Raw genomic sequence first — 12888 nt, 5'->3', positions numbered from 1 at the left:
CTACTCCATATCATTCTACTCATCGTTCGTCTGTCCCCGCCGCTTTGCCTTAATCATCTACAGGAGGCATTGTGAATACGATTGTATGTTTGAAACAGGTTCCGAGCCGGGAATCGGTGCTCAAGGTTCGCGCCGATCAATCCTGGATTGAAGAGCGCGACCTGGGCTGGGAAATCAATGAACCTGATGTCTACGCATTGGAAGAAGCGTTGCGGCTGAAGGAAGCTCACGGCGGCGACGTGATCATTTGCTCAGTCGGGCCGTCCCGTGTGCAACAGGCCATCCGCGAAGCCTTTGCCAAAGGCGCCGATCAGGGCATTCATTTGGATGATCCGCTCTTTGAACGCCTCGATGCCTATCATGCAGCCCTTGTCATGGCTGAGGCCATTAAGAAATCGAACATCCAGTTTGATCTGATACTGACCGGCTTGCAATCGGATGACTTCGGCTATGCGCAAACGGGCGTCATTCTGGCTGAATTACTCGGCTTGCCGCACGTGACGATCGTGATGCAAATCCAGGTGCTTGACGGCAGGATCAAGGTCAAACGGGAACTGGAAGCAGGTTGGTTCCAGTGGATTGAATTGCCGCTGCCCGCTGTGTTGACCATTCAATCGGGCATCAATCATCCGCGCTATGCCACGCTCAAAGGCATCATGGGCGCCAAGAAGAAACCGATTCAGACGATGTCAGCCCACGATCTTGGGCTGAGTCACATAGGAAATTTCCAACGCTTCGAGCGCGTCTACATCCCGCAAAAGACCAAGCGAACGGAGATGATCGAAGGCAGCGCCAAGGAAGCAGTCGCCAAGCTGGTGGAAAAATTGCAGCGCGAGGCCAAAGTGATATGAGTCAGGGAATACTCGTTTTTGCTGAGCAACACGCCGGGAAGTTAAACAAGACAACCTGGGAAGCCGTTCAGGCCGGGCAACAACTGGCCGCCGCGCTAGGCGGACCGTTAACGGTTGCGCTGGTGGGGAAAGACCTCCAGTCGCTGTCGGCTGAATTTACGGACAAACAGATTGATAAGCTGGTGCTGCTGGAACATGAGCTGTTACACCATTACACGCCGGATGGATACGCGCTGGCCCTGAAATCTCTCATCCAGCAGCGGCAGCCGGCTCTGGTGGTGATGAGTCACACCTATCAAGTTCGTGACTTTGCGCCTAAGCTGGCCGCTTCGTTAGGTCGCGGCTTCATTAGCGATTGCATCGGCTTCCGGCACGAGCAAGGACGATTGGTTTATGTGCGCCAGGTGTTTCAAGGCAAGCTCAATGCCGATGTCTGCTATGAAGGCGAGCCGCCCTGCTTCGTCAGTTTTCAAGCTGGGTCGTTTCGTGGCGATGAAGTGGCCACATCGTCCACGCCGCCTACTGTTGAATCGGTGGCTGTGTCGCTTGATCCGACGATGATCAAGACCCAGCCGCTGGAGATGTTCCGTGAAGCGAAGCAGGCGGTTGATCTCAGTCAAGCCGAGGTCATTGTCGCCATTGGTCGTGGCATTAAGAGCGCCGATAACATTCCGCTGGCGCAAGCTCTGGCCGATGTGTTGGGCGCGGAGATTGGCGCTTCGCGGCCCATCTGCGATAACGAGTGGCTGCCGATGGATCGGCAAATTGGCAGCTCTGGCCAAACCGTCAGTCCCAAGCTCTATGTGGCGTTGGGCATCTCTGGCGCGATTCAACACATCGTCGGCATGAAGGGTTCCAAGACCATCGTCGCCATTAACAAAGACCCGGATGCGCCTATCTTCGACATTGCTGATTACGGCATCGTGGGCGATCTGTTTGAGATCGTGCCCGAATTGACGGCCAAGTTGCGCGAAATCAAAGAGAGCGCATAGTCTTGATTGCCGGAAATGGCGAACGCAGCGTGCCCGGGTTGAAATGTGGCATCGGTGTTTCGGGCTTCGAGCAAGTGGATGCAACGTCACCTCGTCAACCTTCCGTGTCGTCGGCTGCTACCGACGCAGTAGCGCCAGCGCGAAATGACGCGAAGCTGTTGGAGCAGGTCTACCAATTGGCCGATCTTTCCCCTTATCCGGTCAAAGAGCGACTGAGGATTCGGCTTGCCGGATTGTTGCTGGCCTGGCTCATCAAATTGATCGGTCGCACCGTGCGCTGGACTGTTGTGGACTGGCATCATCACGACGAGATCGAACGCGCGGGCAAACAAGTCATCTACACGTTTTGGCATCAGTGTATTTTTCTGGCCACGTGGTTCTGGCGCCAGCGCCGGATCGTTGTGATGACCAGCCGCAGCGCCGACGGAGAGATCATCGCGCGCGCTATTCAACGGTGCGGCTATGGCGCAGCGCGTGGCTCCTCCAGCAAAGGCGCGAGCGCCGCTCTCAAACAGATGGCTGCATGCCTCAAGGCTCGATTGCCGGCTGCTTTCACCATTGATGGCCCGCGTGGGCCTCGCTTCCAGGCTAAACCGGGCGCTGTCTTTCTGGCCAGAATGACCGGTCAAGCGATCTTGCCGTTTCACATCACGCCACGACGCTGCTGGCAACTGAAGAGCTGGGACCTAACGCAAATTCCTTACCCCTTCACACGGGCCGTTGTCCTGCTCGGGAAGCCAATCTATGTTGAACCCAGAAGCCGTGAAGAGGAACTCAGCGCCCGCCAGGCTGAGTTACAGGCGTCGCTCGAGGCATTGCGCGCGCGCGGCCAGCAATGGTGGCAGCATGAAGCATTGCTCCACTGAGCGATAGCGACCGAGTGGTCTATTGGCAGAAGATGAAAGTAGCAAGGCCAAGGCGCAGTTTGATCGCGTTACGGGCGGTCAGAAGCACGGTTGGCGCTATATCACATTTCTGGGGAATCGCCTCTATGCAACAGCGCGCCGCGGAGGATGAAAAAGAAATTCTTTGGCGTCGTTTGGGTGTTTGGTGGGCTTAGTTTTGGCGTGGTCTTGCAGATTTGGTTGTTCTGTGTTGGATATGGGTGCTGTCGCTGCATGGACGGGTGTGGCGCCGGCTTGCATGTGAGCTGACAACGAGTGAACGGTGGCTTAGCATCTGATGGTCTTGCCAGGATGAACCAAGGTGCCGCGCTACTTAATTTGGCAGTATGCGTTGTCGTCCAAATCAATGTAGTTTGAAGGAGGCGTATGAACGAAATGAATGGTCAACCACTCTCTGATCGGTCGTTACAGGATACGGCGGCGGGCGATCATGCAGTCCCAGAGAGACGCCGCTTCAGCATGGGCAAGGTGTTGACTGTGCTCGGTGTGTTGATGGCGTTATTGCTGACCTATGCTGTGTATCAGCTTCGCCAAAGTGATCTGGCGCTCAACCAGCAACTGAAAGCGCATAGCGAGCAAACCATCAAGCAACTGGCGCTAGCCACCCAGCGACTCGAAGAGAACGAAGCCCGCATCGCTGAATTGACAGCTAACTTGAACATCTCGTTGGAGCGACTCGGCATGACGCAAGCCGAACTCGATCGCACGCGTCAGGTGGCCGCGCAGATTCGCGCTGATCAACAGCGGCGGGTCGCTGAACTGGCGCAAGCCCTGGAGCAGAAGGCATCGGCGGAAGCGTTGAGTCAGCTTCAGCGACAGACGACCAGCAGCTTGGGCGCAATCAGCAGCGACGTGTCATCCACCAAGCAGGAAGTTGCTGCCGTTGGCAAAGATGTGGCAGCAACCAAAGAAGAGCTGGTCAAAATGAATCTCAAGCTCAGCGAGCACGGCACGGCCATTGCCCAGAATGCTACGGAACTGGCTTATCTGCGCCGGCGCGGCGAGCGCGACTATTTTGAATTTAATCTAGCCAAAGATCGGTCTCAACGCGTCAGCGATCTGCAGTTGCAACTCAGGGGCACCGATGTCAAGAAGCAACGGTTCAACATCGAATACACGGCTGATGATCGAAGGCTCAAGCGCGACAAGGTGAATATCAACGAACCGATTCTTGTTTACGTTGGAGGTTTGAACCAGCCGTATGAGATCGTTGTCAATCAGGTCATGAAGGATCGTGTCATCGGCTACGTGAGCGCGCCGAAGCTGCGCGGCGAAGCTCCCGGTAAGCCTGTGCCATAAAGCTCAACGTCGTGCTCAATCCGTGTCTTGAGCTGAAAGCCATGTGGAGTTTGAGTCATCTGGCCGAGGCCTGAGATTTCATTTCTGTTACGGTTTTGCAAGTGCATAATAGCCGTGTCGAGCGCGGACCGATAACCCTTTTTTCTTGACCTTGAACGTCAATCGGTGAAATCGCCCATCAGGCGGCTGCTGCAAGTAGTAACCGATGCTGTACTGACTGCGCAGTTCGTGTTGAAGCTGAGCGAATAAATCCTTTAACGGTTGCTGCGGGTCTTGCAGCAGGAAGCATCGCCCGCCGGTCATTCTGGCTATGTATTGTAGCGTCGCTGCGCCGGATTTGGTGGCGTGAATCCCGATGGAATAGATAATGACATCAGCGCGCAACGCCGCATCAACCGCCTGCCGAAGCGTATGCGCGCTGGCCGTATCTTCGCCGTCAGTGATGAGCACCATAACGTGACGACCTGCTGGCAGCGGCGCAAATTGTGTGCGGACTGTTTTAGTGACAGCATCGTAGATGGCGCTGTTGCCGGCTGTGGTCAGATGCTTCACTCGCTCTGTGAGCGCGGCGACGTCGTCACTGAACTCGTGCACGATATACAGCCCTGAATCGAAGACGGCCAGCAGCGCCCGATCATGTCCCTTGCGCATGACGGATTCCAGAAAATGAATGGCAGCGGCGCGTTCCAGGTCGAATCGCGCTTGGATGCTCTGGCTGCGATCAATCACCAGCGCGAGCGTTAGCGGCAATTCCGTTCCACGGCTGAAGGCCGTGATGCGCTGGCGTCGTCCTTCATCGTAAACAGCGAAATCGGTGGCGTCCAAACCGGTGACCGGCTCCCCATACTTGTTGACAACCGTCACGAAGGTATTGACGAGGATGGCTCCAAGCAGCACGTCTTCATGGCCTGGCTGGAGCGTGGGCGGCGTTGTGTGTTGTGATGCCACTGACCCAGTCAGTGGAGACAACAGGATGCTTATCATGCCGATGAATCCGCCGATGTAGTATGTTACCTGCATCGCCACGCTGTCCTTGTTTCTAGTGGATCACGTATCGCGCGCGTCGTCGCGTCAAGCCAGTTGCAAACAGACGAGCCTGACGCTCGAGCCAACAATGCGTGCATGACGTTGGGATGGCAACGGAGGCGATTGATCGTCCAGTGCGCCAGTGATGGATGGCGCGCCAGCTCGAGCACGAGCCGTGTGAGCCGCGCCAGAGGATCGAACATGGCTCGCCAGGCGACTTCATACGCCCTGAGCCGAGCGGCGCTAACATCGGCGGCTGAGAGAGCCTCTGTGATGACGCGGGCCGCGATTGGCGCGCTTCTCAGAGCCAGCGACAGACCCGCGCCTGTGATCGGGTCTAACGCGCCGGCGCTATCGCCAATGAGCAAAAAACCATCACCGACGATTCGGTCAACGCGAGAGCCGAGCGGCCCGGTGGCCATGACCGGCGTGATCAATCGAGCAGCGCCGATTCTCTGGCGGAGCGAAGCTATGCTCTGGAGCGATTCCCAGTATGCCGCTGTGAGGCCACGAGCGAATCGGTTCATCGCCTCTCGCTCCAATAACAGAGCAATCATCGCGGTGCTACGTCCATGGGCTGCCATATAAACTTCGCCGTGAGCATCGGTAATGACCTCAACGTGAGAGCCAAGCCCTTCAACGCCCTCCAGGTGGGCTCGCACGCCATATCGTTGTCGGCGCGGGCGACGGGCGTTGACCAATCCCGAGCGATGGAAAATCGAATGAAGTCCGTCGGCGCCGACGGTGATTGGGGCTGTGAATCTCTGTTCGCGCGATGGGTCGTCTCGACTGTGGCATCCAGCGATACCAATGACGCGGCTGCCCTGACGCAGAATACGGGTGACGCGAAATCCTATCAACACTTCGACGCTTGGTTGATTGGCCGCTTCAGATAAGATGGTCGCGTCAAGCTGCCGACGACGACAGATCAAGCCCGCTCGCTGGCCAGCTTCGGCAAATGAACCAGAAGCGCAGCAGCCGTGATGATCGCGGAAGGTGATACCATCAAACGGATGAGCGCCATGCTCAATCAAGGTGGCAAGCAAGTTCATCCGGGCTAACACGTCAACGCCTGCGGGCATGATGCCTTCGCCGCAGGGTTTGTCGCGGGGAAATTGAGCGCGATCCACCAGCAGCACGCGCACGCCGGCGCGTCCCAGCCAGTAAGCTGTCGCCGCGCCGGCAACGCTCGCGCCAACGATGATGACGTCATGCGATGGCCGACGATGTGCCGACCACCCACCAGGCATAATGCTCACCATTGCAGGAGAATCAATTCGGCGCTAAAGCCGGGTCCGACGCCTACGACAAGCCCATAGTCGCCGCGTTGCGGCTGCCCGCGTCTCATCACATCGTGCAAAATGAAGAGAACCGACGCCGATGAAAGGTTGCCATACTCACCAAGGAAGTGGCGTGACCAGTAAAGATGATGCGGTTGGAGCTCGAGTGATTCTTCATACGCGTCGAGCACTTTCCGGCTGCCAGGATGGAATATCCAAAACCGTATATCGGTCAGTGACCGATGATGGATCGAGAGAAAATCACGAATCACTGGCGGCATCACCCGTTTGACGAGCGCCGGCAATCGCGGCGACAAGACCAATTGCATGCCGTCACTGGTGAATCGCCATCCCATAATGTCGTGTGTGTTGGGAAACAAGACGCTCTGCGCTCCCACGCACAATGGACCGTCAAGGTGAGAGCTATCACCGGCCAGCAACGCAGCCGCAGCGCCATCGCCGAACAAGCTGGCCGCCACGACACCGAGTTTGCTGTGGTCGGCGGCGATGAATGTTTGCGCACAGAGTTCAACGGAGAGCAAGATGGCAAAATCCTTTGGCGACGAGCGAAGCAAATGGCTTGTGCGAGCCAGTCCGACCGCTCCGCCAGCGCAGCCGACCCCGAACAACGGTGTTCGCTGGACCTCTCGTGAAAATGGAATACGTTCGACCAACATCGCTTCCAGGCTGGGCGTGGCCAGTCCGGTTGTCGTCACCGAGATAATCTGGCTGACTTGCTCAGGCGCGACGTTAGCCTGACGCAAGCAGGAGCCGATAGCTTGTTCGCTCAACGAGAGCGCCCGTTTGACAAAATCATCATTGCGCTGCTCATACGATGGTCCGGCCAGATAGTATTCAACAGGAAAGCTCAAGTGCCTGTATTCGACCCCAGCATGATCAAAGATGGATAGGGCTGCTAGTGTTTCTGGGTGCTCTCGATGTAACGTGGCATAATGACGCTTCAGCTCCGTTTGCGAATAGCGGTAGGGCGGCACAGCAGTGGCGATGGAAACGATGCGTGGCATGGCGGGTAATTGTGGGGCTGCCTTTCGGTCAAGTCAAGCGGTCAAAGGCAGCCCGATTGCCATCATGCGCGCAGGTTCTGCGTCTTTGAGCAGGCGATGCGGAATCCATAATCGTTGTAGCGAAAGTGCGGCGGGATGCTGCTGCGGGCCGCCGAGCGGCTGACTTTGATGTGATGACGCCAGGAGCCGCCGCGCGAGGCGCGACGTGTGCCGCTTGGCGGGCCGATAGGATTTTTCTCCGGTGATCTGGCGTAGTAAGTTGGGTCGTACCAATCCGAACACCATTCGTGAACATTCTCGCCCATGTTGAAGAGGCCATAACCGTTGGGCGCCGACAAGCCCACGATCTCCGGCCCGTTGCGCCATCGGCGATAATAATCGGGTAGCGACTGGGGTGGATCATCCCCCCAGGGATACAACAAACCCTCTTGTCCACCGCGCGCCGCGCGTTCCCATTCGGCTTCGGTTGGGAGCCGGAACGGTCGTCCGGTTTGTTGACTGAGCCACTGACAATAGGCAACGGCATCAAACCAACTGATGCCAACAACCGGCTGCTGTGGATGAGAAAACGCGGCGTCTCGCCAAAAAGGAGGAGGCATGTAGCCGGTCGCTTGAACGAAGCACTGATACTCTCGGTTGGTGACTTGATAGATGCCTAACTCGAACGCATCCACCCACACGTGATGCACAGGGCGTTCATTGTCTGCTCCGACGTCGCTTCCCATCAGGAACCAGCCGCCGGGGATGTGTGCCATCAACGGTTCAATGATTGGTTGACCGATTGATTTCGGCGATGCCATCACAACACTCCCAGCAGTTTCAAAATGATGGCTTTCTGAATATGAAGGCGATTTTCTGCCTGATCGAACACGATGCTTTGCGGTCCGTCAATGACCTCGGCAGTTTGCTCGACGCCGCGCTGAGCCGGCAGGCAGTGCATGAACACTGCATCAGGTTTAGCGCGGCGCATCAGCGCGGACGTGACTTGAAAGGGAGCCAGCGCGGCATAGCGTTTTTCGCGCTCGTGTTCGGGGATGTGATAACTCATCCACGAGTCAGTATAGACAACGTCGGCATCCGCCACGGCGCGGGTTGCCTGATGATGAATCTCGACGGCGGTTCCTGCGGCTGCTGCCCAGTGACGAGCCGCCGCCAAGACGTCAGGGTGAGGTTCATAGACGGCCCCTTTGGGGCAACCGATGCTTACCGACACGCCCACTTTGGGGCAGGCGAACAATAGTGAATGGGTCACATTATTGTGAGCGTCGCCCAGATATGCCAGCTTGAGGCCCTTCAGCTTTTTTTTCTTTTCCTTGAGGGTCATCAAGTCGCCCAGAATTTGACATGGATGAGAGAAGTTGCTCAGTCCATTGATCACCGGCACGGTGGCATAGCGGGCTAGCTCCTCAATCGTGGCGTGCTCGAACGTGCGTGCCATGATGATGTCTACATAGCGGGAGACGGTGCGGGCCAGATCGGCGATGCTTTCCTTGCCTTTGCCGGCCGGCGAGGCGCTCAAGTCGTAATAGATCGCGTGGCCGCCCATCTGCTCCATGCCGACCTCAAACGAGACGCGGGTTCGCAGCGATGGTTTTTCAAACAGCATCAGCAGCGTTCTGCCACGCATCGCCTGCGAGAATTTGGCCGGATGGCGCTTCACCCGCAAACCATGACGAATCACTTCTTGAATGAGCGATGCCGGCCAATCCTTGAGACTCACCAGATGATTCATGACCTGTTCCTCCTAAATAGGATCGGGATACACATGTGTGCCCGTTGTGCCATCGAAGGCTTCGATCAGCTTTTCCAGCGTGGAAATGATCACCCGTTGCCCACCATGTTCCAAGAACTGAATGGAGGCTTCGATCTTCGGTCCCATGCTGCCGCGCGGGAATTGCCCATCGGCCAAGTACCGTTTGGCTTCTGAGGTCGTCAGACGATCCAGGTCACGTTCGTTGGGTTTACCATAATTGAGTTTGACTTTCTCCACCGACGTCAGGTCCATGATCTTGTCGGCGCCAATGGCGTTGGCCAGCGTAGCCGATGCCAGGTCTTTATCCACCACCGCCGCCACGCCGCGCAGATAGCCGTTAGCATTCATTGTGACGGGGATGCCCCCACCGCCGACAGCAATGACAATGACGCCTTGCTCAAACAACATCTTGATGACGTCCTGCTCGACAATAGCAAGTGGCGCCGGCGAGCGCACCACACGACGGTAGCCACGGCCGGCATCTTGCACCATACTGTATCCTTGCTTCTTTAGTAATTGCGCCTGCCCTTCGGTGTAAAACGGCCCGATGGGCTTTGTTGGTTTTTGCCAACGTAGCTCATCTTCTGAGACGATCACCTGTGAGATCACCGAGACCACCGGTCGTTTCAGCCCGCGCCGTAGCAGCGCGTTTTGCAATGATTGTTGGATCAGGTAACCCAACTCTCCCTGCGATTGGGCTACACACACGTCCAAGGGCAAATCGTAGGCCTGACCACGCGCCGCCTCTACGCGCAGTAGGATATTGCCTACCTGCGGACCGTTTCCATGTGTGATGACCAGTTGATGCCCACGCTCAACCAACTCAACAATGCCGTCCAAGCCGGCTGCCAGATTCGCCAATTGCTCGTCAATCGTTCCGGCTTGATGAGGTTTAATCAGCGCGTTGCCGCCAAGCGCAATGAGAATTTTTTCTGACATACTGTAGACGCAAGCAATCATAACAAACTGCCTCAACAGGGGCAAATGAGGTTCCTCATCAGCTTGCACTGTGTCAGCCCGATGCATATATTAACGCTTCCGTCGTCTGATTGATCTTTCAACGGCCACCATCCATTGGTTATTGCAGCATGGCTGGCACATCGGAGAGCGACCTATGATCGAGCCATTTCCGGCTTGCAAGAGACTATCGTGGGCGGTGCGCGCCACCGACGGGCTAATAACATGAAGCACTCAGCAATTGAGCGTCATAGGAGGGCGTTATGAATAAAACCAAGGTCCTCATTCTTGGAGCGGCCGGACGCGATTTTCATAATTTCAACGTCGTTTTTCGTGATAATCCGGCGTACCACGTTGTCGCATTTACTGCCGCGCAAATTCCTCATATCGAAGATCGAAAATATCCACGTGAGTTGGCCGGCTCGCTTTATCCGCGCGGCATTCCCATTTATCCGGAATCGGAGCTGGAGGCATTGATCGCTAAGCATGCCATTGATCAGGTCATTTTTTCTTACAGCGATGTGTCGCACGAGACAGTCATGCATCTGGCTGCGCGCTGCATTCGTCACGGCGCTGATTTTCGTTTGTTGGGCGCGCGAGCGACCATGCTGGCCTCCAGCAAGCCGGTGATCTCGATTTGCGCAGTGCGTACCGGCTGCGGCAAGAGCCCGACGAGCCGTAAAGTTTGCCGCCTTCTCAAAGAGCAAGGATTGCGCGTTGTGGCCGTGCGCCATCCGATGCCCTACGGCGATTTGCGCAAGCAAATCGTTCAACGGTTTCAGACGCTGGCCGATTTGAGGAAGCACCATTGCACCATTGAAGAGATGGAGGAATATGAACCGCATATTAACAACGGCGTTATCGTCTATGCCGGCGTTGATTATGAGAAAATCCTGCGACAAGCTGAATCCGAAGCGGACGTGATCGTATGGGATGGCGGCAATAATGATACGCCGTTCTTTGTGCCAGACCTCGAAATCGTCTTGGTGGATCCGCATCGGCCTGATCACGAACGCACGTACTTTCCCGGCGAAGTCAATTTCTTGCGGGCACAGCTCATCATTATCAACAAAGTGACGACGGCTGACCCTTCGGCAACTGAGCGGATTCGGGAGAATATCCGAGTGTATAACCCCACAGCCACCGTGATCGAAGCAGCCATGCCGTTGACAATCGAGGACGCGAGCGCCGTCCATGGCCGACGCGTGCTGGTCGTAGAAGACGGGCCGACGCTCACTCATGGGGGCATGCCTTATGGCGCTGCCTTTCTGGCTGCGCGTCGCTTCGGCGCCAAACAGATCGTAGACCCGCGCCCATTCGCTGTCGGCGATATTGCCCAAACGTATGCTCAGTATCCGCACTGCGGGCCGGTCATCCCAGCGATGGGATATGGCGAACGCCAAATCCGTGACCTGGAACGAACCATTAACCGCGCCGAATGCGACTTGGTATTGATCGGCACGCCGGTGGACCTCAGGCGCATCATGAAGATCAAACATCCAACTCAACGCGTCTCCTACGATGTGCAGGAAATCGGTCAACCTGATTTGAAAACGGAATTGCGACGCTTTCTCATTCGCCGAGGTCTTGTCAGCAACCGTGGGCGGACGCTCGCCTGAACGGCTGCTGCCGTTAGAATGACCGCATGCCATCGTGAGAGGGCATAGACCGACAACGCTGCTGGAGGCCGGCCATGCGCTTTTGGCGCACGCATCCGTTACCTGTGTGACGCTCGGTGTGTGAGCGGATATGATGAGCGCATGGCAGCTTCAGCGCCCGCTTCCAACCCGTGGGGAGAGAGCTTGTGCACTGGGGCAGTAGTCAGTATGATAAAAATTGTCATGAGAGCCGCAGACAGTGAAGTGGTGGAACCAGTCAAGGCCAGGATTCAATACATGCGCGTGTTGGTCGTTGATAACCTGCATCGTCAGATGTCTGATCTGTCGCCTCTGGTCCGAAGCTTGCCGGGCTTTCGCGCCGGTCATTGGCTGAAAGGAGAACGGACGATTGCCGGCTTGGCGTTGGCTAACATTGTGACCAATGTCAAGCAACTGGTTCGTCATCCGGTCGTGCGCGTCGTTCATTTGTCTGAAGTGAGTCAAGCCCTATTGAAGGACTTTGCTCCCGATGCCATCGTACTGAGTGGCACGCTGAGCGATTTTGATTTCTATAATCCTCGGTTGTTTGATCGGTTCGGCGACATTGTCCGCACGACAGACATCCCGATTCTCGGCATTTGTGGCGGGCATCAACTGATTGGCATGATGTTTGGCGCTGAGGTGCTGACGTTGGACGGAAAACGTCAATGGGAGAAGCGGAAGCAGCGAGTTGTTGAGTATCAGTATCGGTTTGTGAAGATACTGCGGCCCGATCCGTTGTTCGCCGGAGCGGGCCGGTGGAAGCCGCGCGATGGCCAGCCGCTGCAGAACGGCAATGGCCATCATCATCACGGGTCAGGTTCGGGAACATGGGTGCTCAAGGTGTGGCAGAATCATGCGCTGAAGGTGGATCGCGTGCCGGATGGCTTCGTCAATTTAGCCAGAAGCTATCTCTGTGAAATTCAGGCGATGGTCAAACGCACGGACGGTCAACTGATCTACACTGTCCAGTTCCATATCGAGAAATCGTTTGAGGATTGGAACAAGCGACCGGAATTTTGGAACCATCGGGTGGAAAGTCGTGATGGGCGAATCATCTTTGAAAATTTTCTCTGCCAAGCGTTGATTCACCGAGGCCGAGAGAAGCAACTGCGCCATCTGATGAGCTGAGCGGACGCCAAGCGAGGCGTTGCGCGGTCGAG

Annotated in this window: 12 protein-coding genes; 6 read left to right on the top strand and 6 right to left on the bottom strand. The window is 56.4% G+C overall.

Features of this window, described 5'->3' with window-relative positions; all coding sequences use genetic code 11:
• Positions 1–71 precede the first annotated feature (71 nt).
• From NZ823_02575 to NZ823_02560, 4 genes are all read left to right on the top strand, one after another.
• Positions 72–851, top strand: a complete 780-nt coding sequence (locus NZ823_02575; protein ID MCS6804013.1) for an electron transfer flavoprotein subunit beta/FixA family protein — start codon at positions 72–74, stop codon at positions 849–851.
• Entirely contained in the window at positions 848–1843 is a 996-nt protein-coding gene (locus tag NZ823_02570) for an electron transfer flavoprotein subunit alpha/FixB family protein (GenBank protein MCS6804012.1), read from the top strand. The genes NZ823_02575 and NZ823_02570 overlap by 4 nt, the downstream gene beginning before the upstream one ends.
• A gap of 29 nt (positions 1844–1872) precedes the next feature.
• Positions 1873–2709: a lysophospholipid acyltransferase family protein gene (locus tag NZ823_02565; protein ID MCS6804011.1), complete on the top strand. Its 837-nt coding sequence runs from the start codon at positions 1873–1875 to the stop codon at positions 2707–2709.
• Between the two features lie 405 nt (positions 2710–3114).
• Positions 3115–4047: a hypothetical protein gene (locus NZ823_02560; GenBank protein MCS6804010.1), complete on the top strand. Its 933-nt coding sequence runs from the start codon at positions 3115–3117 to the stop codon at positions 4045–4047.
• An 87-nt stretch (positions 4048–4134) separates the two neighbouring features.
• Here the strand turns inward: NZ823_02560 and NZ823_02555 are convergent, their stop codons facing one another.
• From NZ823_02555 to arcC, 6 genes are all read right to left on the bottom strand, one after another.
• Positions 4135–5067 (bottom strand): VWA domain-containing protein, encoded by a 933-nt coding sequence (locus NZ823_02555; protein ID MCS6804009.1) that lies wholly within the window; start codon positions 5065–5067, stop codon positions 4135–4137.
• Positions 5058–6323: an NAD(P)/FAD-dependent oxidoreductase gene (locus NZ823_02550; GenBank protein ID MCS6804008.1), complete on the bottom strand. Its 1266-nt coding sequence runs from the start codon at positions 6321–6323 to the stop codon at positions 5058–5060. Before NZ823_02550 ends, NZ823_02555 begins: the two co-directional genes overlap by 10 nt.
• Positions 6324–6328: 5 nt before the next feature.
• The gene (locus NZ823_02545) at positions 6329–7378 is read right to left on the bottom strand and encodes a hypothetical protein (GenBank protein ID MCS6804007.1); all 1050 of its coding nucleotides are present in this window, start codon (positions 7376–7378) and stop codon (positions 6329–6331) included.
• A 62-nt stretch (positions 7379–7440) separates the two neighbouring features.
• Positions 7441–8178, bottom strand: a complete 738-nt coding sequence (locus NZ823_02540) for a formylglycine-generating enzyme family protein (protein ID MCS6804006.1) — start codon at positions 8176–8178, stop codon at positions 7441–7443.
• A complete protein-coding gene (gene argF, locus NZ823_02535) occupies positions 8178–9110 on the bottom strand; it encodes an ornithine carbamoyltransferase (GenBank protein ID MCS6804005.1) in 933 nt (310 codons plus the stop codon). The genes NZ823_02540 and argF overlap by 1 nt, the downstream gene beginning before the upstream one ends.
• Before the next feature lie 12 nt (positions 9111–9122).
• Positions 9123–10070 (bottom strand): carbamate kinase, encoded by a 948-nt coding sequence (gene arcC, locus NZ823_02530; protein ID MCS6804004.1) that lies wholly within the window; start codon positions 10068–10070, stop codon positions 9123–9125.
• 281 nt (positions 10071–10351) lie between these two features.
• Between arcC and NZ823_02525 the strand changes: the two genes are divergently transcribed.
• Together NZ823_02525 and NZ823_02520 are read left to right on the top strand one after the other, a co-directional pair.
• Positions 10352–11707 (top strand): cyclic 2,3-diphosphoglycerate synthase, encoded by a 1356-nt coding sequence (locus NZ823_02525; protein ID MCS6804003.1) that lies wholly within the window; start codon positions 10352–10354, stop codon positions 11705–11707.
• A gap of 207 nt (positions 11708–11914) precedes the next feature.
• Entirely contained in the window at positions 11915–12856 is a 942-nt protein-coding gene (locus tag NZ823_02520) for a gamma-glutamyl-gamma-aminobutyrate hydrolase family protein (protein MCS6804002.1), read from the top strand.
• Positions 12857–12888 lie beyond the last annotated feature (32 nt).

The organism is Blastocatellia bacterium, assembly GCA_025054955.1.
Classification (GTDB): Bacteria; Acidobacteriota; Blastocatellia; order HR10; family J050; genus JANWZE01.
Note: the sequence above shows the minus strand (reverse complement) of the source record. Positions and strands in the feature narration are given on the sequence as shown.

Coding starts and splice junctions, on each gene's coding strand:
- NZ823_02560 (MCS6804010.1), top strand. CDS start 3,115: ATGAACGAAATGAATGGTCAACCACTCTCTGATCGGTCGTTACAGGAT.
- NZ823_02545 (MCS6804007.1), bottom strand. CDS start 7,378: ATGCCACGCATCGTTTCCATCGCCACTGCTGTGCCGCCCTACCGCTAT.
- NZ823_02570 (MCS6804012.1), top strand. CDS start 848: ATGAGTCAGGGAATACTCGTTTTTGCTGAGCAACACGCCGGGAAGTTA.
- NZ823_02550 (MCS6804008.1), bottom strand. CDS start 6,323: ATGCCTGGTGGGTGGTCGGCACATCGTCGGCCATCGCATGACGTCATC.
- NZ823_02555 (MCS6804009.1), bottom strand. CDS start 5,067: ATGCAGGTAACATACTACATCGGCGGATTCATCGGCATGATAAGCATC.
- NZ823_02520 (MCS6804002.1), top strand. CDS start 11,915: ATGATAAAAATTGTCATGAGAGCCGCAGACAGTGAAGTGGTGGAACCA.
- arcC (MCS6804004.1), bottom strand. CDS start 10,070: ATGTCAGAAAAAATTCTCATTGCGCTTGGCGGCAACGCGCTGATTAAA.
- NZ823_02540 (MCS6804006.1), bottom strand. CDS start 8,178: ATGGCATCGCCGAAATCAATCGGTCAACCAATCATTGAACCGTTGATG.
- argF (MCS6804005.1), bottom strand. CDS start 9,110: ATGAATCATCTGGTGAGTCTCAAGGATTGGCCGGCATCGCTCATTCAA.
- NZ823_02525 (MCS6804003.1), top strand. CDS start 10,352: ATGAATAAAACCAAGGTCCTCATTCTTGGAGCGGCCGGACGCGATTTT.